This window comes from Thermostichus sp. MS-CIW-36, assembly GCF_054059035.1.
In genome coordinates, this window is sequence record NZ_JBSSBR010000014.1 from 1 (window position 1) to 20690 (window position 20690).

21 protein-coding genes and 1 pseudogene are annotated in these 20690 nt (G+C 56.7%); 13 read left to right on the plus strand and 9 right to left on the minus strand.

The genetic code is table 11. The features are described 5' to 3' along the window. Positions 1-184: 184 nt before the first annotated feature. Complete coding sequence (locus ACVWVQ_RS07740; protein WP_414358452.1) at positions 185-712, minus strand: MarR family winged helix-turn-helix transcriptional regulator; 528 nt, start codon at positions 710-712, stop codon at positions 185-187. Positions 713-1096: 384 nt separating this feature from the next. On the opposite strand from ACVWVQ_RS07740, the gene ACVWVQ_RS07745 reads away from it, so the two are divergent. Both ACVWVQ_RS07745 and ACVWVQ_RS07750 read left to right on the plus strand, forming a co-directional pair. After that, positions 1097-2389, plus strand: coding sequence for a D-alanyl-D-alanine carboxypeptidase (locus ACVWVQ_RS07745; protein WP_414398668.1), 1293 nt, complete (start codon positions 1097-1099; stop codon positions 2387-2389). 267 nt (positions 2390-2656) lie between these two features. Continuing rightward, positions 2657-3871: pseudogene (locus ACVWVQ_RS07750) on the plus strand (RNA-guided endonuclease InsQ/TnpB family protein). Between the two features lie 40 nt (positions 3872-3911). Here the strand turns inward: ACVWVQ_RS07750 and ACVWVQ_RS07755 are convergent. Together ACVWVQ_RS07755 and hpf are read right to left on the minus strand one after the other, a co-directional pair. Further along, positions 3912-4652, minus strand: coding sequence for an urease accessory protein UreF (locus ACVWVQ_RS07755; protein WP_457507790.1), 741 nt, complete (start codon positions 4650-4652; stop codon positions 3912-3914). Between the two features lie 12 nt (positions 4653-4664). Further along, on the minus strand, positions 4665-5237 hold the full coding sequence (gene hpf, locus ACVWVQ_RS07760; protein ID WP_414374807.1) for a ribosome hibernation-promoting factor, HPF/YfiA family: 573 nt from the start codon (positions 5235-5237) through the stop codon (positions 4665-4667). A gap of 943 nt (positions 5238-6180) precedes the next feature. Here hpf and ACVWVQ_RS07765 point away from each other — a divergent pair. The 4 genes from ACVWVQ_RS07765 (at position 6181) to ACVWVQ_RS07780 (ending at position 9198) form a co-directional block, all read left to right on the plus strand. Then, positions 6181-7407: a methionine gamma-lyase family protein gene (locus ACVWVQ_RS07765; RefSeq protein ID WP_457507867.1), complete on the plus strand. Its 1227-nt coding sequence runs from the start codon at positions 6181-6183 to the stop codon at positions 7405-7407. A 162-nt stretch (positions 7408-7569) separates the two neighbouring features. Further along, positions 7570-8376 (plus strand): PPC domain-containing protein, encoded by an 807-nt coding sequence (locus tag ACVWVQ_RS07770; protein ID WP_457507792.1) that lies wholly within the window; start codon positions 7570-7572, stop codon positions 8374-8376. Between the two features lie 323 nt (positions 8377-8699). Further along, positions 8700-8906: a hypothetical protein gene (locus tag ACVWVQ_RS07775; protein ID WP_414358077.1), complete on the plus strand. Its 207-nt coding sequence runs from the start codon at positions 8700-8702 to the stop codon at positions 8904-8906. A 28-nt stretch (positions 8907-8934) separates the two neighbouring features. Beyond that, on the plus strand, positions 8935-9198 hold the full coding sequence (locus ACVWVQ_RS07780) for a TMEM14 family protein (RefSeq protein WP_414358080.1): 264 nt from the start codon (positions 8935-8937) through the stop codon (positions 9196-9198). On the opposite strand, the gene wecB is transcribed toward ACVWVQ_RS07780, so the two are convergent. Beyond that, positions 9187-10362 carry a non-hydrolyzing UDP-N-acetylglucosamine 2-epimerase gene (gene wecB, locus ACVWVQ_RS07785; RefSeq protein WP_457507794.1) on the minus strand — a complete coding sequence of 392 codons (1176 nt, stop codon included), beginning with the start codon at positions 10360-10362 and terminating at the stop codon, positions 9187-9189. The genes ACVWVQ_RS07780 and wecB overlap by 12 nt on opposite strands. A 923-nt stretch (positions 10363-11285) precedes the next feature. On the opposite strand from wecB, the gene mgtE reads away from it, so the two are divergent. The 3 genes from mgtE (at position 11286) to ACVWVQ_RS07800 (ending at position 13790) form a co-directional block, all read left to right on the plus strand. After that, on the plus strand, positions 11286-12665 hold the full coding sequence (mgtE, locus tag ACVWVQ_RS07790) for a magnesium transporter (RefSeq protein WP_457507796.1): 1380 nt from the start codon (positions 11286-11288) through the stop codon (positions 12663-12665). A gap of 192 nt (positions 12666-12857) precedes the next feature. Continuing rightward, positions 12858-13061 (plus strand): DUF7219 family protein, encoded by a 204-nt coding sequence (locus ACVWVQ_RS07795; protein WP_238376758.1) that lies wholly within the window; start codon positions 12858-12860, stop codon positions 13059-13061. A 27-nt stretch (positions 13062-13088) separates the two neighbouring features. Further along, positions 13089-13790, plus strand: a complete 702-nt coding sequence (locus tag ACVWVQ_RS07800; RefSeq protein WP_457490745.1) for an MgtC/SapB family protein — start codon at positions 13089-13091, stop codon at positions 13788-13790. A gap of 18 nt (positions 13791-13808) precedes the next feature. Here the strand turns inward: ACVWVQ_RS07800 and ACVWVQ_RS07805 are convergent, their stop codons facing one another. Both ACVWVQ_RS07805 and ACVWVQ_RS07810 read right to left on the minus strand, forming a co-directional pair. After that, entirely contained in the window at positions 13809-15026 is a 1218-nt protein-coding gene (locus ACVWVQ_RS07805) for an RNA-guided endonuclease InsQ/TnpB family protein (protein ID WP_457507798.1), read from the minus strand. Between the two features lie 76 nt (positions 15027-15102). Continuing rightward, positions 15103-15738 carry a TMEM165/GDT1 family protein gene (locus ACVWVQ_RS07810; protein WP_414375085.1) on the minus strand — a complete coding sequence of 212 codons (636 nt, stop codon included), beginning with the start codon at positions 15736-15738 and terminating at the stop codon, positions 15103-15105. A 391-nt stretch (positions 15739-16129) separates the two neighbouring features. Between ACVWVQ_RS07810 and ACVWVQ_RS07815 the strand changes: the two genes are divergently transcribed. The 4 genes from ACVWVQ_RS07815 (at position 16130) to ACVWVQ_RS07830 (ending at position 18289) form a co-directional block, all read left to right on the plus strand. Then, positions 16130-16252, plus strand: coding sequence for a hypothetical protein (locus ACVWVQ_RS07815; RefSeq protein WP_011429573.1), 123 nt, complete (start codon positions 16130-16132; stop codon positions 16250-16252). Between the two features lie 23 nt (positions 16253-16275). Next, positions 16276-16677: a YraN family protein gene (locus ACVWVQ_RS07820; RefSeq protein WP_414343270.1), complete on the plus strand. Its 402-nt coding sequence runs from the start codon at positions 16276-16278 to the stop codon at positions 16675-16677. A 399-nt stretch (positions 16678-17076) separates the two neighbouring features. After that, a complete protein-coding gene (locus ACVWVQ_RS07825; protein ID WP_414330528.1) occupies positions 17077-17955 on the plus strand; it encodes a dienelactone hydrolase family protein in 879 nt (292 codons plus the stop codon). Positions 17956-18061: 106 nt separating this feature from the next. Beyond that, entirely contained in the window at positions 18062-18289 is a 228-nt protein-coding gene (locus ACVWVQ_RS07830) for a hypothetical protein (RefSeq protein ID WP_457507800.1), read from the plus strand. On the opposite strand, the gene ACVWVQ_RS07835 is transcribed toward ACVWVQ_RS07830, so the two are convergent. The 3 genes from ACVWVQ_RS07835 to ACVWVQ_RS07845 form a co-directional block, all read right to left on the minus strand. Continuing rightward, positions 18286-18828, minus strand: coding sequence for an NYN domain-containing protein (locus ACVWVQ_RS07835; RefSeq protein ID WP_011429576.1), 543 nt, complete (start codon positions 18826-18828; stop codon positions 18286-18288). The two genes, ACVWVQ_RS07830 and ACVWVQ_RS07835, sit on opposite strands and share 4 nt — an antisense overlap. Before the next feature lie 134 nt (positions 18829-18962). Beyond that, entirely contained in the window at positions 18963-19673 is a 711-nt protein-coding gene (locus ACVWVQ_RS07840; protein WP_414375084.1) for a class I SAM-dependent methyltransferase, read from the minus strand. 49 nt (positions 19674-19722) lie between these two features. Further along, positions 19723-20670, minus strand: a complete 948-nt coding sequence (locus ACVWVQ_RS07845; RefSeq protein ID WP_457507869.1) for a sugar phosphate nucleotidyltransferase — start codon at positions 20668-20670, stop codon at positions 19723-19725. Between the last annotated feature and the right edge of the window lie 20 nt (positions 20671-20690).

The following is a 20690-nucleotide window of genomic DNA, read 5'->3' on the forward strand; positions in this document are numbered from 1 at the left end:
AGTGTGGGCATTGTGGATGGGAAGGGGATGCGGACTGGAATGGGGCGAGTATGATTGCCAGACTTGGGGCTGCCTTTGTAAACCAGCCTAGAGGTCCAGGGTTGGCTTGCCGACTCTAGGGCTACTGAAAGCTCCCGCCTTTAGGCGGGGGTAGTTTACCAACACGACCCATGAAGACCAAAGACTATTGGCTTGGCTCTGACAATACAGCCGCCTCTGGATCCACCGACAAATGGGCGATCAGCCGATCCACCAGCCGCGAGAGGGTTGCCCGTTCTTCTGGGCTGAGACAGCCGTAGGTTTGCTCCCGCAACTGCCAAATCAGAGGGGGCAAAACGTCTTTCAGCTCCTCTCCTGCCGGTGTGAGGTAGACTCGCCAAATCCGCCGATCCTCAGGATCCCGCTGCCGCCGGATCAGCTCCCGTTTTTCCATGCCATCCAACACCCCGGTCATGGTGCCCCCCAACTGCTGCAGGCGCTCACAAATGGTGGAAGTCGGGATCCCGTCTTCTTCCCAGAGGCAGCAGAGCACCACCCAATGGGAGATGGTTAGGCCAAAAGGCTCTAAATAGGACTGGAACTTCCGCCGCACCAATTGAGACAACAATCGAATGCGATAGCCCAAGGAGTTGGGGGCGAGAATGTCATGCCACCGTTCTAGGAAAGCCTGTTTTTCCGATTGAACTCTTACTTTGGTTGGACTGTTTCCCATTGGCGGCCTGGAATGCTTAGAGTCTAAATCGCCCTATTTTATCTTTTACTCAGGAGAGAAGGAGCTTGCGATCCGTTCTGCACGAGTGTATGAGCCATCCCCCACCCTCTCCAGTACAGCCTAGCCCTTGCACAGCCAACGGACGATCTGCAGCCATTGCCGTTGCAAAGGATATCCATCAGGCAACACAGCATTTTCTGGCTTCGCATCAGGCTACAGCCGAGGGGGATCCCTGCCAAGCAAAAGATGGGCTCGCATGAACTGGAGTCGATAGCGCTGGAAGAGGCTGCCACAGAGATTTGCAAAGGCAGTTCGGATGGCACTAGAGTAGCGTCAAGTCTTGCCAGCCTGTCGTCTTTTGCAAGTGTCTTTGGTGAGGTCGTCATGCCGCTTATCCCACAGGGGTTGCGCCCCCATCGTCGTTTCCTCTGGGCAGGGATCCCGTTGGCCGGTGCTTTGGCCTTGGGGGCCTGCTGGAGCAATCGCACGGGTGCCGAAGTCGAGTTTCCCACATCGGCTCAGAATCCTTTCCCCCCCATCCCCACCCCACCGCCGCCGCTGCCTTCCCCAAGTGGAACTCCGGGCCTTCCCCCCTGGTGGCCTCGTGCCCAATCGCCGGAGTGGGAAGATTCCCCTTATGCTCCGGTCTTGTCCGGCTTTTTGCAGGGATTGGCAGCCCAAGGGGGAGCGCTCTCTCAACAGGGGATCCTGCTCTGGACACCGGAAGGGGATCTGTTAGCGGAGCATTTATCGGATCGGCCTTTGCCGGTGGGAGCCTTGGATCAGTTGGCCATCAGCTTGATGGCCCTGGAGACTTGGGGCTATGAACGTCGCTTTGAGACCCGGTTCTACACCACAGGCCATCTTTTGGGCCATCGCTTGACGGGAGATTTGATCCTGGTGGGTGGCGGGGATCCCTACTTCACGGAAGCGAATGTGGCAGAGCTGGCCCACCATTTGCATAGCCTCAACATTCGCCAGATCGACGGGGATGTGAAGGTGTTGTACCCCTTCCACCTGCTGGGCCAACCCGATCCTTTGGCCGGTGCTCGGCGTTTGGCAGAGCTCCTCAGCGATACGCAACAGCCCCACCCGGTTGCCATTCGCGGCTCGGTGTCAACCCTGACAGCCCTGCCCGCGGACGCCCACTGCTTGGCTCGTTATACCTCGCTACGCCTGGGATCCCTGTTGCAAATCCTCAACGGCAGCAACGACCGGACTATGGCAGAAGCCCTGTTGGCGGAACTGGGGGGCAAAACAGCCCTGCTGGAGTACCTGCGGCAGCGGTTGGTGGCTCAGCCCATTTCCCGCCTGGATCCCGACATGGCCCCCGCCGAGCAAGACATTCGCTTTGGACAAAGGGGGCAAGCCCTGTACCTCTCCCCTCGCGCCCTAGCTCACCTCTGGGAGCAGTTGGTGGATCTCACGGACGGGGATCCGACTCGGATCTTGCCCAGAGCGGGCATTGGCCACAGCACCCTGCAGGCGCGCACCTTGCCCCCAGGCACGGTGGCTCAGGTGGGATCCGCTGCGGATCGGCTGATGATGATGGGGCAATTGCCGGATGGCACCCGCTTTATCCTGCTCAACCAAGGCCCCGACCTGGGCATTTTGAGCCAACAACAGGATCAGTTTCTGCGGGAGGTGGCGGCCATTTCCGAGCCCCTTCGCCGCTAATGCCGACAATTAGACTTCTTCTTTATGTACCTCTCCCCCACTTCCCGTTAGGGGGCGAGAGATTGCGGCCTTGCAGCTATGCAGGGCAGAGTAGTGCGCTCGCTACTGACTTGGGCGCATGGAGCCTTCAAAGAGCTGCTGAAGGCGGTGGCTAAGCAGTACGGGAAGCTGGTGATTGAAGTCTCAGCTTACTAGCGCAGGAGCCCCGCCCTCTGCCCACAGGGCGAGGGTCGGGAGGAATGCACTTTGATGAGGTACCGTAAGGGTATGACCCAAGTCCTGACCCTTTCCTGCAGGCTCAAGGTGTCTCAGTCGCAAGCCGCAAAGTTGGATGCGACCTTGGATGCCTTCGGCCAAGCCTTGAACTGGGTGAACCAGAACACACCGGAGAAGATCGTTAACGCCGTTAAACTTCAATCTCTGTGCTACCGCGAAATCCGTGCCCGGTTCGGCTTGTCCAGTAACTTGGCCGTACAGGTCTGCAGACGGCTAGCAGGTGCTCGTAAAGTTGCCCGACAGAAAAACCGTCCGGTCAAAGCGTTCAAGGGGGGCTTTGCTACCTATGACGCTCGTATCTTTTCATTTCGCGAGAAAGACTGGACGGTGTCGCTGACCACGGTGGAGGGTCGAGAGCGCTTTGAGCTGGCGATTGGTCATTACCAGAGAGAACAGTTGGCAGGCTCCAATCCCAAATCGGCCACTCTGGTCAAGCGCAAAGACGGTTCCTACTCCATCCAGATTTGCGTGGAAGCAAAGTTACCGGAGCGGCAGAACACAGCTCGGGTAATAGGCGTGGATTTGGGAAGGACAGATATTGCCCATACGTCAGAGGGGGACAACTGGAATGGACAGCAGTTGAGCAAAATACGAGACCGTTATTCCAAGCTGAGAGCGGTACTCCAGCAAAAAGCCAGTAAGGGCACACGCAGTTCGCGGCGCAGATGCCGTCAACTGTTGCAACGGCTGTCTGGCAAGGAAAGACGCTTTCAAACGTGGGTCAATCATCGCATCTCCAAAGCTATTGTCTCCAGGGCAAAGGCTACCAACAGCGCTATCGCTCTGGAAGACCTGACGGGGATCCGGGAAAGAGTCAATCAACAACCCCGCAGCAAAACCGAAAGGCGCAGGGCCAACAGTTGGGCGTTCTACCAACTACGTCAATTTCTGGAATACAAGGCGAGGGTTGCAGGGGTTTCTCTGATTCTTGTTCCGCCTGCCTACACGTCGCAGACCTGCCACCGGTGTTTGCACATCCATCCCGACCCTGCGCAATCCTGTCGCGTCAGCGTTGCGTAGCAAAATCGCAGTGGGAAGCAGTTTAAGTGTGGGCACTGTGGATGGGAAGGGGATGCGGACTTGAATGGTGCAAACGTAATTGCGCTCTTGGGGGCTGCCGTAAACCAGCCTGGAGGTCCGGGCTTGTTTTGTTCTGCCGAGCGAAACAAGCTCAGGGCTACTGAAAGCCCGCACTCTTTCGCTTGAGCGGCGCGGAGCGCTTTGCATCAGCATGAGTGTGGGTAGTTTACGATTGAAAAAGGCGGGAATAGAGGTGTTGGTGGGCTTGACAATCCCGTTCTTGTAGAGGGGTGAAGCTGCTTAGGGGCGGCCAGCCGAGGGAGAGGTTTGGCCTTTCGGCTCGCTTCATGACCGGCAGAATCTCCTGATGCACCACTGCCTCGATCGGCTCATACAATTGGGCCAGCAGGCTTTGCCCCTCGGTATGCCCCAAAGGCACCAAGCGCACTGCCGCCGAGACCAACCCGGTGAGGGAGGAGAACAAGAAGGCACGCAGGGTATCTTCCAGCCCAATGCCCGCCTGAGCGCAGATCCAGCCGAACACCAAGGAATGATGCAGTGGCTCTCCCTCTGCTTTGGGGACGGAGATTCCCCAGGTGCGTTCTGCCAGTTGAGCTAGGCGTTTGCCCAAATCCAAGCTGGCTTGGCGCGGTTCTGCCGCCCAACGGGTTGCTTGCAGTTGCTGCTGCAGTTTCTCCACTCCTGACTCGGCTCCCAATCGGGACAGACGATGGGCCAAGGCACAGGCTCTGCCCTCGGTGGGGGCTAGGCCCATGTGTAAAACCCCCAGCAGATATTGCTGCACCCTGGCCCGATCGCGAAGTTGACCCGCTTGAACGGCAGCTTCCAAGCCCCAGGAGTGGGAATAAGCCCCAATCGGCAGGGCAGAATCGGTGAGCTGTAGCAACAGATAGAAAGTGCCGCTGGATCCTGGAGAAGTAAGTTGGGAGGAGAGCTCACCACGCATCTTCACCAAGCCTTAGCGGGGGCGGATCAGGCCATAGCCGCCATGGTTGCGGACGTAGATAACGTTGATCTCGCCATTTTCGATATTGCGGAAAACGTAGAAGTCGTGATCCACTAGCTCCAACTGGTGCAACGCTTCCTGAACCGTCATGGGTGGCATGGCGAAGTACTTGGTGCGCACCACCTCTGCCGGTAACTCCGCTTGCCGTTCCGTATTTAGCGGATCGGTGGCGGGCTGCTGGGCCACTGCCACGGAGGTTTTGGGGGTGTGGCGGACGCGGTGAATGCCGTTCCGTTCTTTGTATTTGCGCAACTTGCGGGCCAGCTTGTCGGCCACACGGTCGATGCTGGCATAGAGGTTTTCGCTGCTTTCTTCCGCCCGGATCACGGTGCCATTGGCGTAGACGGTCACTTCGGCAGATTGGCTGGCACTGATACGGGGGTTGCGGGCTACCGATAGGTTGACATCAACCTCACTGGTGATCTGGGCAAAATGACTGACAGCGCGCTCAATTTTTTCTTGAACGTAGCTGCGGATGGCCTCGGTAATCTCGACGTTTTTCCCTTGGATCACAAGCTTAGTCATGAGGACTCTCCCAGTCATGTCGGTTTATACCTGAGATAGCGCCTCACCCCCACCTGGGATCCCTCTGGCTTTCGAAAGCGACCCCAGCTCACGGGCGACCTCAGCCCTTTAATTTGCAAAAACGAAGCCCTGTCATCAAGGGTGAGCAGATCGGCTTTGGGAGTGGCACTAACCTCTTGGGTTAAGTCTAAGTTAACATCTCTCTCTGGGATCTCTGCCAGAGGTTAAGAATAAATTTAGGCTCTCTTAATGTTTAAGGAGATCTTGAATTCCTGATTTTTCCCAAATCTTGGGAGTTTTGCGGATAAGCGGGATCCCTGTTATGCAAGACATAGACTCCTAGTTGGCCGTATTGGGTGCTTTTGGGAAAAGTTCTTTCGAGCTTAAGTTGCAAGTTCCCAGGTCAATGGGTTAACCCAAAAGACAAATCTATCATCAAACCCATAGACAGATCCAGCCTACTAAAAAGCTTTCCAAGCTGGATTTTAAGTTGATTAAACAACGTCTCTAACTCTGACCTGCTTTTGAGAAACCAAACCCACGCCGGACTGCCCATAACTCGGCAATCCAAATGCTCCAGTTCTCCGCTTACCGTATGTTGGTGTTACTCCACAGCTTAGCAGAATCTCGATTGGATGGCGCTTGATAGGAAAAATGAAGGGATATTGACATAAATTAAGCTTTTTATCAATATGGGGCTTTCAATTTGAGGGGTATTGTCGCTGTTGGTATTGGCTTTGGCAAGCCTGTTGTCCGCTGTTCCATGCCGTAAGGTTTCTATTCGGAGAGCTACATAAGAAGTTGGAACTCCGTTCTGCCGGCGCAGTCTTATTGGGAAGCTGGGGGGAAAAGACCAGCTCTTTTGGGGGTGGCTAAAATGCTACTCTCGGAATCGCCTTGGTGTGCGAAAGGTGAGGCAGACGGTGTGGGCAGAGGGATCCCGTTGAAGGCGGCAGAGCTTTTGGACAGAGCAGAGGAGGCTCTGCAGGAGCGGTTTCAGGCGGTGGAGAAGACCCTCAGAGAGAACCTGGCGCGGGTGTTGCGGGCCTTTCGCGAGCAGCGGGTGGGATCCCATCACTTTGCCGGGGTGTCGGGGTATGGCCACGACGACCAGGGGCGGCAGGTTTTGGATCGGGTGTTTGCCCAGATCATGGGCTGTGAGGCAGCGGTGGTGCGGCTGCAGATGGTGTCTGGTACCCATGCCATCGCCTGTGCTTTGTTTGGGGTGCTGCGTCCGGGGGATGAGCTGCTGAGCATTACCGGCCCCCCCTACGACACCCTTGAGGAGGTTATCGGCCTGCGGGGCTCCGGGCGGGGATCCCTGCGGGAGTTCGGCATCGATTACCGCCAGTTGGATTTGCGGGAGGGAACTGTTGATTGGCAGGCCCTGAAAACCGCCCTCAGACCGCAAACCCGGTTGGTTCACATTCAGCGCTCCTGCGGCTATGATTGGCGGCCCAGCTTTCCCATCGCCCAGATCGCCGAGATGATCCAAATGGTCAAAGCGCAAAACCCCGAAGTTGTGGTTTTTGTGGACAATTGCTACGGCGAATTTGTGGAAACCCAGGAGCCAACCCATGTGGGCGCAGATCTGATTGCCGGATCCCTGATCAAAAATCCGGGGGGCACCCTCGTTCCCGCAGGGGGCTATGTGGCCGGGCGGGCAGAGCTGGTGGAGCAAGCCGCTTGTCGGTTAACGGCTCCGGGCATTGGTTCTGAAGGGGGGGCGACTTTGGATCTCAACCGCCTTCTGTTTCAAGGTCTGTTCTTGGCCCCGCAGATGGTGGCCGAAGCGGTGAAGATCGCCCATCTGGCGGCGCAGGTGTTTTCTGATCTGGGCTACCCGGTCTCGCCTCTGCCTCAAGCTCCTCGCACCGATATCATCCAGGCCATTCAATTGGGATCCCCGCAAAAGCTGCAGGCCTTTTGCCACGCCATTCAAAACAGTTCTCCTGTGGATTCCTACCTCACCCCAGTGCCGGAGGTGATGCCCGGTTATGCAGACCCGGTGGTGATGGCAGCAGGCACCTTTATTGCCGGGAGCAGTGCAGAACTCTCTGCCGATGGGCCGATGCGGGATCCCTACACCGTCTATTTGCAGGGGGGAACCCATCTTGGCCACGGGCGGCTGGCTCTAGAAGCCGTCTTGCAAGCTTGGGAGGCCCTGTAGACCAGTATGCTCTCGGCTGGAAAAGCAAGGAAGGGGCAGGCCAACAATCTCAAAACTCAGCATGAAGTTCGGCAGAAGTTGTCGTCTCTGGCCAACCTTTTCCCTCAATCAGGGGGTAGGATCAGTCCACAGTTGCCATTCTTTAGAAAGGGATCCCTTCCGATGTTGAGCTGGTATCGTTCTTGCGCATCTCCTCGCCGTTGGGGATCCCGTTTGACTCTGGCTCTGGTGGCATTGGGGTTGGCCGGCGGCTGTCGGCTGTTGGATCGGGTGGGAGAGAGCGGCTTGCCGGTGGGATCTGCGCTGACCCGTTCTGCTCTGTGGAGAGGCAGCCAAACCGTGACGGGAGCGCTGGAGGCGGGAGATGAAGTCAGTCGCCAGTACGGCAGCTTTTGGGATGGGATCCCCATCACCGCTGAGCCAGGGCAGATTTTAATTGCGGCCCTAGAGAGCGAAGATTTTGATGCTTACCTGGAGCTGGTGGACGGCCAAGGGCGGGTGATCGGCTTTAACGATGACTCTGACCCAGATGTGAATGCCCTGTTGGCGGTGCGTCTGCCGGAGGGAGGCACCTACACCTTGCGGGCCACCAGCTTTGAGCCCGAATCCACCGGCAACTACCGGCTCACCTATGTCCTCACCCAGATAGATTGGCAGCAAAGCCTATCGGGCCGTCTGCAGGAGGGATCCCTTCAGCACCCCGAGGATGGCAGTTGGATGGACGAATACCCCATTGCCGCCCGCGCCGGCCAGATCCTGATCGCTTCCATGACCAGCTCTGATTTGGATGCCTTCTTGCAACTGCTGGATCCGAGTGGAGAAGTCATGGCTTGGGATGATGACCAAGGTGGTGGAACCGATGCTCTCATGATTGCCTTTCTGCCCCGCACCGGCACCTACACCCTGCGGGCCAACACCCATAAGCCGGGAGAGGAAGGAGCCTATGGGTTACAGTACACCTTGCGCTAGCATCTGCTCCCTATCTGGAAGCTTGGATAAGGGGGCTTGCGGATCTTCTGGTGCTGATGTCGAGATTTTGACAGGAATCATCGTTTTTTAACGCCTAATGAATGTTGATACACGTCAGGAGTTGCCGGTTTACCCTCCTAAGATCCTCACAAAGCCGGAAGGGGCACTGCTTGCTGAGCTTTGTGGGAAAGCGTGACATCTTATCCTAAGTTGTGACGGAGCCGAAATATTGTCCTCGTGGATGACGTCTTTTTTCTAGAATCAGATCGATGGCCTAGACCATTCTTTTGCAGTTCAGCCCCTATCTCCACAAAATGGATGCCATGACTCCTGAAATGGTACGCCAGTTTTGGTCTTTGGTCAGCGAGATTGGCAGGCCAGATTGGCTCACAAAGCGTGACGATGACTTGGTGAATCTGCTTCTGAGCGCTTGTCAAAAAAAACAGGCCCTCAGCAGTGTCGATGCTTCGATTCTCAACCGCTACATCAGCATTCGCCTGCCCTTGATTCGCGATATCCTTGTGGATTAAGCCCGGAGAGGACAAGGTTTTCCCCATCATGCTGACCGCACAAATCACCTTGCTGGTCTACGGGGCACTGCTTTTGGTGGGCGGAGCAATCGGCTATGTGAAGGGCAAAAGCTCCAAGTCTCTGGTCGGGGGGCACGTACTGGGTCTCGAACTGACTGAACTTGGCCGTGCAGTCCTTCACAACCAGCCTTTTGAGTACCGAGGGGCGAGGAGTGAGAAGGGAGGAGTGAGAGGAAGAAATCTCTTCTCTTTGCTCTCTCCTCTCCATGCTGGGCAAAGTTCAGCTTCGTAGGGACTCCGTCCCGCTAAAGCGACCAGTGTTGCGTAGTCTTTCAGAGCGGCTTTGCGGATTAAACCACCGCTCGATGATGTGGCAAATCTGCCGGGCGGCGGTGCCATCGCCAAAGGGGTTTTGGGCTTGGGCCATGCGGGCATAAGCTTGCGGGTCTGTGAGCAATTCTCGGGCTGCCTTCAGGATCCCTTCGGGATGGGTGCCCACCAAGCGGGCGGTGCCGGCGGCAATCGCTTCAGGACGTTCGGTGGTCTGCCTCAGCACCAGCACCGGTTTGCCCAGGGCAGGGGCTTCTTCTTGAATGCCGCCGGAGTCGCTGAGAATGAGGGTACAGCGCTGCATGGCACTCACCCAGAGGGGATAGTCCAGAGGCTCGGTGAGAAAGGCCCGCTCATGGGATCCCAACAGGGCTTGCAGGGGATCCCGCACCAAGGGGTTGGGATGGAGGGGCAAAAGAAGGGCGGTATCGGGAAACTCGGCCAAAATCTGCAGCAGAGCCTTGCCGATGGCGGTTAAGGGATCCCCCCAATTTTCCCGCCGGTGCACGGTAACCAACAGGACACGGTAGCGCTGCCAGTCCAGCCCGGGAATGGGGCAGGGGATCCCTTGGGAGGCCACTTGCAGTAGGGCGTCGATGACAGTGTTGCCGGTGCAATGGATGGATCCCACCACGTGGCTTCGCTTCAGGTTGTCAACGGCTTGGGGGGTAGGGGCAAAGTGCAGGCTGGCCAACTGGGAGATCAGGCGGCGATTGACCTCTTCGGGGAAAGGATTGTAGAGATCATCGGTGCGCAGTCCGGCTTCCACATGCCCAACCGGGATCCGGTGGTAAAAAGCTGCCAAGGCGGCAGCGAAGGCGGTGGTGGTATCTCCCTGCACCAAAACCAGTTGAGGATGTTGCTCTTGAAAGTAGAGTTCTAGGCCCCGCAAGGTGGCTTCGGTGATGTCCGTCAAGCTTTGGCGGGGGCGCATGATCGCCAGATCCCGATCCGCTTGCAGACCGAATAGCCGCATCACCTGATCCACCATTTCCCGGTGTTGTCCGGTCAAGATCAGCTCGGTGCGCAGATGGGGACTGGCACGCAGGGCTTGAATCACCGGGGCCAGCTTAATGGCTTCGGGCCGTGTGCCCAAGATCACGGCAATGAGGGGAAGGGAGGCCATAAGCTCAAGGACATCGGCACCTGTAGGAGATGGGAAGCGCAGCTCATTGAAGCAAGGCCACCAACAAACCACTAACAAAAACCACTAACAAAACAGAGGCGGCGAAGGGCGTGGGTTGCTCAAGGTCGCAAGCCACCGAGATGTAGACTCTGCTGAGTCAGGCTGAGGGCAATGTCGAGACGAGAGGAACCACAAGGGGGCTATTGCTGCTCACCCCGATCTTACCCCTCCAGCTGCCCCACCAATTTTTCACCGGATGAGCTGGAGAAAAAGGGTTGACGGGATCCCACTCCTGCAACTAGCCTAAAGGGAGCTGAAGAGATCCTCTTCTGGCTGTCCGGGTTGTTTCGGTTAACCTTTTTGGAGGAAAACGTTCAACAGCATGGACGCTTCCGGTAGTCGTAGCGCCAGCCACCAGTGGATGGTCTTCGAGGAGCACGTTCTTGAAGATTGGGCTCTTACTGGTGTCTTCCTTTTCCCCGCTGACAGCTTCTGTCGTCGCTTGAGAGGATCCCGTTTCGCCAACGCGAAGGGGTGGGAGAGTTTTCCCAGCTAGCTTTTGACTTGGGTGGCTCTCTCAGTCGGCGACGAACAGATGAGCTGAGCAGAGCCTTACCTGAGCAATGGGTTTGTGCAGCCCTGTTCAGAAAAGGGGAGATCAGGAGTAATTCCGAGGGGATTCCCCTTGACTTTCCCGTTGTGGGTTTTGGGGTTTCCGCAGGCCTGGGGATCCCTTGGAGTCCCTTTTATTGGCTTGGGCGCTTGCGATCCAAGCTGGGCTTGGAGGCCTGGCGCTAGACCTACGGCTTGCTGCGCGGCCATCCAAGGGTTTCAGGGCTTCCCTGTGAGCCTCGGAGCACCGGTTGGCTGTTGACCTCCTGGTTCTCTTCATCCCGGCTGACCCCAACGTTCGGAGGTTTATCATGCGTCACAACGTTCTTCGCGATCTCCTAACCCCTGCTTCCTTGGAAGCCGCCAAGCGAGAGGCCAACCGCGCTCCCATTGCCGAGCTGGTGCAGCAGTTGATGGAGATTTCACCTCGGCAGCGGGTTTTGGCTTTCCGCTTGCTGGAAAAAGACAAAGCCATTGCAGTGTTTGAGTATCTACGGCCCGAAGAGCAGGCCGATCTCATTCGCAGCATGGAAAGCCCAGAAGTGATCCGGCTGGTAGAAGCCTTACCTCCGGATGAGCGGGTACGTCTGTTTGAGGAGTTGCCGGCCAAAGTAACCAAGCGCCTCATTGCCAACCTCAGCCCAGAAGCTCGGGAAGCAGTGAATATCTTGCTGGGTTATCCAGAGCGCAGTGCCGGTCGGCTGATGAACCTGCGCTACTTGTCGGTACGAGATACCATCACCGTCGGGGCTGCTCTGGCCAGCGTGCGGGACTCTCAACTGGGAGACGATGAGCTGGATGTGATTTTTGTGGTGGACGATCAGCGGTTCTACAAGGGTCTCATCCGCACTGTGCGGCTGGTGAAGGCGGATCCCGACCTACCGATTCGGGAGCTGATTGAAGGGGTTGATACTGTGGCGCGGGTTACCGACCGGGATCTCCAGGCAGCTCGTTTGCTCAAGGATTCGGGCTTGCCGGCTATTCCGGTGGTCGACAGTGAAGGACGCTTGGTGGGTGACATCACTTTTGAAGATGTGATCAATTTGGTGGAAGAAGAGGCTACGGATGCTGCTCTGGCCCAAGCAGGGGTGGGCAGCTTGCTCAGCCGAGACAAGGTTTGGAGCGAGCGCCTGGTTAAAGGCTCCCGTTGGTATGCCGTCCGCCTGCGCATCACGTTTTTAATCATCACCTTGATTGGCGGCATGGTGGTGGGGGGAGTGATCCAAACCTTTGAGGAGGTGTTGGAGGCGGTGACGGCAGCGGCTATTTTCATCCCCTTGGTCATGGATATGGGCGGTAATGTCGGTACCCAATCTACGACCATCTTTGCCCGTGGCTTGGCTTGGGGCCACATCAACGTGCGGCAGTTTCTCCCCTATTTGCTGCGGGAAGCCAGCATTGGTGGCATTATCGGTGTGATCCTGGGGGCCACGGCTGGGGTGATTGCCTACTTCTGGCAGGGGGCACCCAATGGGATCCCACAATTGGGTCTAGCGGTGGGCTTGGCTCTGGCCACTGTCCTCACTTTGGGGGCTATCTTGGGCGCCATTTTGCCCTGGGTGATGTTAAAGCTGGGCTTTGACCACGCTCCGGGAGCGGATCCTTTTATCACCACCATTAAAGACTTCACCGGCCTCTGGGTGTATTTCACCCTGGTGGCTTGGCTAGTCGGGGTTGAAGTGGAGCTCTAGGGCTGCGCCGGCGCTGGATCCAGGGGGCACCTCACCGGCAAAGCGCGTTCCAGGAACGAATAATCCAGCCCTTCTTGAGAAATCAGCCTTTCAGAGTCTCGCCACAAGGCCATCGCGACGGCGGCGCAGAGCACTTTTACGAGGTGTCCTTTGACCAACGAAGGGTTACAGCAAACATTTAGGAGGTGTGCCATGACCTTGAAAGTTCTATCTCCCTTGGCTGCTGCTCAATTTCGGTCACGGCTGCAGCAGTATGCCTATCGGGTGGGCATAACCTGTGCTTTAGAAACAGGTGGTAAGCTGGCCCCAGAATCCGCCTTTGCTCAACTGGAAGCCCTCTGGCAAACCTTGCAACAGGAAGCCACTGCCCTTGGGATCCCAGATGAGGATGGCTAAACTTTATCCTTTCACGAGAACCGGAGCATGACCTGGATTGACTTCACCTTGCGTTTGGCCGTTGCCTTTGTCCTGGGATCCGTGATCGGGCTGGAGCGACAGTGGCGGCAGCGTATGGCCGGCTTGCGCACCAACACCTTGGTGGCCACGGGTGCAGCTTTGTTTGTCATGCTCTCGGTTCTCACCCCTGATGAAAGCAGCCCGACCCGTATTGCGGCCCAAGTGGTATCGGGGATTGGCTTTTTGGCCGGTGGCGTGATCCTCAAGGAAGGAGCCAGCGTCCGTGGCCTGAACACCGCCGCCACCATCTGGTGTGCAGCCGCGGTGGGAGCCTTTGCCGGATCGGGGTACATTCCCCAAGCTGCCATTGGAGCCGGAGCTGTGTTGATCTCCAACGTTGTGCTGCGTCCACTAGGCTACCGCATCAACCAGCAGCCTTTGAAAGGCACAGAACTGGAACTGGTCTATGAGTGTTCGTTCATCTGCAAAAGCCAAGCAGAGGCCCACATCCGCGCCTTGCTCTTGCAGGGTATAGCTCCCACCCATCTCAAACTGCGTGCCCTCTACAGCGAAGACCTGGAGGACAAGCCCGATCTGGTCAAAGTCGAAGCAGAGCTAGTCACCCAGACCCGCGATGACCAGGCCCTAGAACTTGTCGTCAGCCGCCTCAGCCTAGAGCCAGGTGTGATCACTGCCCGATGGCGGATCATCGAACAGGAATTTGGGTAAACTACCCGACTCCGACCGCTAAGCGGTACGGAGCGGGCTTTCAGTAGCCCTGAGCCTGTTCTGCTCTACCAGAGAACAAAACAAGCCCGGACCTCTAGGCTGGTTTACGACAGCCCCCAAGAGCGCAATCACATTCGCACCATTCAAATCCGCATCCCCTTCCCATCCACAGTGCCCACACTTGAACGACTTGCCACTGCGGTAGGATTGCGCAGGATCGGGATGGATATGCAAACACTTGTGGCAGGTCTGCGACGTGTGGGCGGGCGGCACAAGAATCAGAGAAACCCCTGCAACCCTCGCCTTGTATTCCAGAAACTGACGTAGTTGGTAGAACGCCCAACTGTTGGTCCTACGCCGCTCGGCTTTGCTGCGTGGCTGTTGATTGACCCTTTCCCGAATCCCTGTCAAGTCTTCCAGAGCAATAGCGCTGTTTGTCGCCTTTGCCCTAGAGACAATAGCTTTAGAGATGCGATGATTGACCCACGTTTGAAAGCGTCTCTCCTTGCCAGACAGCCGTTGCAACAGTTCTCTGCATCTGCGCCGCGAACTGCGTGTGCCCTTACTGGCTTTGCGTTGGAGTGCCGCCCTCAACCGGGAGTAGTGGTCTCGGACTCTGTTCAACTGCTGTCCATTCCAGTTGTCCCCCTCTGACGTATGGGCAATATCTGTCCTGCCCAAGTCCACCCCGATCACCTTGTCGGTATCTTGTTGCTTGGGTGGTTTTTTCTCTACGCAAATCTGGATGTAGTAGGAGCCATCCTTCCGCTGGACTAGGGTGGCCGATTTGGGGTTAGAGCCAGCCAGCATTCCCCTCTGGTAGTTACCAATGGCTAGCTCAAAGCGTTCTCTCCCTTCAACCGTGGTCAGCGACACCGTCCAGTCTTTCTCGCGGAATGAAAAGATACGTGCGTCGTAGGTAACGAACCTACGCTTGAACTCTTTAACCGGACGGTTGCGCTGTCTCGCCACTTTGCGAGCGCCTGCCACCCGTCTGCACACCTGTTGGTCGCGTAAGCGGGACGTAGTCCTTGCCAAGTTACTGGACAAGCCGAACCGGGCTCGAATCTCGTAGTAGCAAAGGGATTGCAGTTTGACCGCGTTGACGATCTTCTCCGGCGTGTTCTGGTTGACCCAGTTCAATGCCTGCACAAAGACATCCATCGTCGCGTCCAATTTGGCGGCTTGTGACGGGAACGCCTTGAGCTTACAGGATATGGTCAGGACTTGGCTCATAAGTTCATTGTACTTCATCAAAGCGCATTCCTCCCGGCACTGACCCTACGGGTACAGTGCGGGGCTCCTGCGATTTCTAGCTGATCCCGGATCCCAGCAGCTCCCAACCGGTCAGCAACGCAAACACCAGAAATAAGCCGCCCCCCACCCAATGCACGGCGCGTTCAGAGATGTGAGCTGCTAAAAAACGACCTCCCACCACCGCCAGCCCTACCATCAGACCATGACCCAGGGTTGCCCCCGCCCAGACACTGAATCCCGGATGGGTGGCGGCTAGGGAAACGGTAGCAATCTGGGTTTTATCCCCGAACTCGGCTAGGGCGATCAAACTAAAGGCTTCCCAGACGATGGCCCTAACCCCCCCGCGGCCAACTCCTTTTGCTTCTGCCTGCATCACTTGTCTGAGGGCTTCCTCTTCTTCTGGTAATGCCTGTTGAGGTGGCATTCTGCACGCTTGCCAGAGCATTCTCAAGCCAAAAACGGCGAAAACCCCAGCCGATAGCACCCGCACGCCCAAGGGTGGCAGTAGCTTAAAAAGCACTTGCCCGGTTCCTACCGCTAGCAGGTTCATCATCGCTAAAGCCAGCCATGTCCCCAGAAAAACCCAGCGGCGTGGGTGGCGCATCGCCAAAATCAAGGGGGTAAAAAAGGTTTTGTCCCCAAATTCCGCTACCGTCACCAGCAGCAAACTCGATAAAAAACCGGCCCACATTTTCTAGCCTCCAACCTCTCTTGTGTGTGGAATCGGTTCACACCTAGAGGTGAAGGCTGGGAAAGTCAGACGGACTCACCAAGCTCACCTCTGCGTGAACTCAGTGAAAGTCTCGTCACCAAAGCAGCCTGCCGGGCTTGCTTTGTCTCTTGCACCGGGCTGTTTTTAGCCAGTATGTCGATGCAGAGGGCGGTAAGCCGCCTGACTACTCCCTTTCCATCTGAATGGTAGCATGCTGAGCTCCCAGTGGGAGTAGTTCATTTCCGATGGGATCCCCCAAGACTTGCTGTGCCTTGGCCGATATCAGTGCCGCGCATCGCTTACCAGAGGATTGTGAAGGAGCGGCAGGCTATTATGATCACGGTTGAGGAGAAAATCAGGGGAAAACCACGTGGATGCAAAGTTAGTCTTGGTGGGGGTTGCTCTTGTCCTCTCTCTGGCAAGTTTCTACTTCGGCACCCGCAACGGCTTTTACGACACCGACAAGTATCACGGCAATGGCTCTGCTCATTAGAGCCGGGCGCTGGTGATTTTTTTATGGATCCCTTGCCCAGAAGGGCTTCCCTCCAGAATACAGGCAACGTCGGCGAGGGCTGGGTGCGGCAATATCTCTGTCAGCAGGGCTGGCAGATCCTGGCCCAGCGGTGGCGCTGCCCTTGGGGCGAGCTGGATCTGGTTGCCCACAAAGCTGATGTGCTGATTTTCGTAGAGGTGAAAACCCGTAGCCCCGGTAGCTGGGATCGAGGCGGGCTTTTGGCGGTTGGGATCCCCAAGCAGCGACGCTTGATCCGGGCTGCCCAAGCCTTCTTGAGCCAGCATCCCCACCTCTCCGAGTTGTCCTGCCGTTTTGATGTTGCGCTGATAGAACGTCGGGCCTCTGGGGAAGGGGTAAGCTATGCTTTGGTTGATTACCTGCCAGCGGCTTTTGAGATTTGTTGAAGCAAACTTATCTCACTTGTCAAGGCCATCTGCACCAGTACAATTGCCGTTTTGCCGCTATTGCCAAACGCTCAGTTTGTCTTTTTGGCTCTGCCCAATGCTGCCATCATCCAACAATTTCGGCAACTGCCAAATAAGCTCCAAAGTGCGAGATGGCATCGATGCTTCTTGAAATGCTTAACCCAAAGATTTCCGGTTTTTAACTGATTTTTAACTGTCTCTTGAGTTGCATTTCCGTTGATCAGCATCGCTGTGCCGAGCCGATCTTAACAGCTCTACGATGCAGATCTCAGACAGGATAGGCAAGATTTGCATCGAGACTGTCAGTAGAAAGAATCTTTACAGACAAAATATTGTTTATCCTGAGAAGAGGGGTTTGTGTTTTTGAGGATTGGGCCTATGTATGCGGAACAACCCAAGGGGGGATCCTCCAGCAGCTGGAAGCGCCGTCAGTTGAAGCTGGCCAACGTCGCTGCTGGGTTTGCCTCGGCAGTACAGCCGATCTTTGCCCAAACCATCATCACCGATAGCGAAGGATTGGAAGCCGGCCCCGTCACCATTCCCACCCCAGATGGCGAGATCCCTGGCTATCGTGCCAAGCCGACCGGCTCTGGCCCTTTTCCACTGGTTTTGGTGGTGCAAGAGATCTTTGGTGTACACGAGCACATTCAAGACATTTGTCGCCGCTTGGGGAAGTTGGGCTATGTGGCAGTGGCTCCCGAGCTGTTTTTCCGGCAGGGGGATGTTTCTCAGCTGCAGAGCCTTGAGGAGATTCGCGCCATCGTCTCCCAGGTGCCCGATGCTCAGGTGATGTCGGATTTGGATGCGGCGGTGGATTGGGCAATTGGCAACTCAGGTGCGGATCCAGAGCGGGTGGGCATTACTGGCTTTTGCTGGGGTGGTCGAATCACTTGGTTGTACGCGGCTCACCGACCCGGCTTGAAGGCGGGTGTTGCCTGGTACGGTCGTTTGGTGGGAGAGTCCACACCCTTAACCCCAAGGCATCCGCTGGATGTGGCAGCCAGCCTGAAGGCACCTGTGTTGGGTTTGTATGGTGGTGCAGATACCAGCATTCCCTTGGAAACGGTGGAGCAAATGAAGTCAGCTCTGGAAGCTTGCGGAGATCCATCGCAGTTGATCATCTACCCGGATGCTCCCCACGCCTTTTTTGCCGATTATCGCCCCACCTATCGCCCAGAAGCGGCTGGTGACGCTTGGGAACGGTTGCAGGCTTGGTTTCGAGAACACGGCTTGGCCCAGGGATCCCGGTCTCAATGATGGGATCTCATCTGTTCCCGTCGGCAGGACGGAGTCTTTTTTTGACTGCGCCGAAGGCAGAGCTTGGGGCAAGCTGGTATATTCCTAGCCATCTCAGGGAAACAGCATGAAAGCGCATGAGTTCTGGGCTCGTACCGACAGCCAAGGTCAACTGATTTTGCCCATGCGGGCGCAGGAGCAATTGCCCAAAGATCGAGTTGTGCGGGTGCTGGTGTTGGTGGATGAGCGGGAGCTGGCTCCGGCGGATCCTTCACAGGAGCAGTTGCCTACTGCCTCGCCAGATGAGGAGCATCTTTGGTATGGAGCTCCCACCGTTCCCTACGATGGCATTTAGCGCATGGGATCTTGGCCGGACAGCCGCCAGCGGTTTAGGCGCGAGAGAGTATCTGCATCCAAGTAGGCATCAATGCCCCGCTTGCTCGATAGCCGTTTTGGTTGGACGCGCCGGATCTGCTGCTGGGCCTGCTGCACTTCATCCCACAGTTGTTCTGCCGAGACCCATTCGGCGTTGTAGCCGCCAATCACCAACTGCTGGACACGATCGGAGGTAGCCACCCGTACCCGACACCCATCCCTCTGCAACTGGGCACACAGCCGTTCAATACAACTGTCGGCGGTCTCGCCATAGGAGGTATACAGGATCTCGATACCCGAAGGGGAGCGCTCTTGCCGGGCTGGAGTGGGTTGGGCGTAGGCATCGTACACCACGGTCGCCTGGTAGCCCCGGAAGGCCACATAGTTGGCCAAAGATTCCACCAAGCGCAGACGGGCCAATTCCATCAGGGAGCGACGCGCCAACTGGCTCAGGGTGGGCCAAGCTCCGATGATGTTGTAGCCATCAACCAAGAGGAAGGTGGGAGAGGAGGCTTGCATGGATGGCGGTGGATCCCTTGTCCGGGATCACACTTCTTAATCTTAATCTTTATCTTATTTTTAATCTTAGTACCCAGCCTTAAAGGTTACCCCACTACTCCGAATGCTCCGATACTTTCCCGGTTGTGAGCAGATCACGGTCTGCGCTGAATCCAATAGGTGGTGAACAGTTCGCCACTGGCCTGTTTCTGAATTTTGCCCCCCAAGGCTGCGATGCGCCGCTCCCACTCCGTTAGGGGGGTGAAAATCGGTTCGGTGCCTTTGAATAGCTCGATGAGGCCCCATTGTTCCGCCCACACCGAGTCGGGATTGACCACTTCAATAATCACAGGTGCAGCCGGTCGCAACACTCGCATCAACTCTGCCCAAACCGCGTCGAAGTACTCAATCGGGTAGTAGTACAAAAATCCGGTGGCAATGGCCAGATCAAATTGCTCCGACTCGTAGTTTTCCAAATGGTGGGCGGATCCCTGTTGCATTGACTTGAACAGCTTGGAGTTAAGCTGGGGTGCCCGCGAGCGAATAAAGCGCACAATCTCACCGCTCAGCTCATGGCCGTAAAAGTAGGCTTGCCAATCGTTCCAGGGATAGGTCAGGAAGCTTACCCCACAGCCCAAATCCAAACAGGCTTCCCGTTTTTTGGGGGCACGCAGTTGCCAAAAGGGGATCCCGAGGCGCTCTTGCAGGTGATCCCGCTGCTGGGCTTGCCAAAAAGGCAGTTGCTCCAGGTCTGGGGGAAGTTGCCAAGCTGGCTGACCCAGTTGAATTTCCAGCTCCCGATTAAAGCGAGCAGCTACGGCAGCAAGGTAGGGATCCCAGCGTTCCCCGGTTTGTGGTAGCTCCATTTGCTGATGGCTTTGTCCTGGATGGTCGTGAACTTAACTTGCACTTAACCTACACTACCAGGACTCTCGGCCCGTAGGCTCCCGGCTGCAGGGATCCATTTACCCAGCTGTGGCTGCCGAGGATGGTGCCTGCTGGAATCTGAGCTTGGGATCCCAAACGGGTGTGGGCGCCAATGTAGCAGGGGGCGTGCAGTTGAGCGCTGGGATGGATCTCAGCCGTTTTGTGCACCCATATCCCCGGCGCCTGTTGCTGCACATTTTCTAAGGGAAAATCCGTCATTCGACCCAGAAGAATGTCCAGTTGGCCGTGGTAGTAGCTGGCCGGCGTGCCCAGATCCCGCCAGTAGCCTGCGTGGAGATAAGCTTGCATCCGGTGCCCTTGCCTGAGCAAATCGGGGAAGACACGCCGCTCGAAGCTGAGGGGATCCCCACTGGGGTAGTCTTTAAAAATGGCCGGATCCAAGACATAGGTGCCGGCGTTGATCGTGTCGGTGGTGAGGGTGAGGGCTTCTGCAGGGGTGGGTTTTTCCCGAAAAGATTGGATCTGGCCCCCTTCCCCAACTTCCACCAGGCCATAGGCGGTGATATCGTCCACGCGGGCGAGGGTGAGGGTGGCCATGGCCTTGCTCTGCACATGACATTGCATCAACGCCTGCAAATCCAGATCCGTGAGGATGTCGGCATTGAAAACCACCAAGGGATCCCCGGTGAAATAGGGCTGAGCCAGCACCAAGGCTCCCGCCGTATCCAAAGGCGTCTCTTCAGGAATGTAGCGGAGCTTCACCCCCAAAGCAGCGCCATCTCCCAGAGCAGCCTCAATTTGTTGGCCCAGATAACCCACGCTGAGCAAAATATCTGTCAGGCCGGCTCGGCGGCAGCGCCCGATCAGCCACTCCAAAAAGGGCACATCCAAAAGGGGCAACAAAGGCTTAGGCTGCAAAAAGGTAAAAGGCCGTAAACGAGTTCCTTTCCCACCCGCCAAGATCACCGCTTGCATAACCACCCTCAACCCCGTTC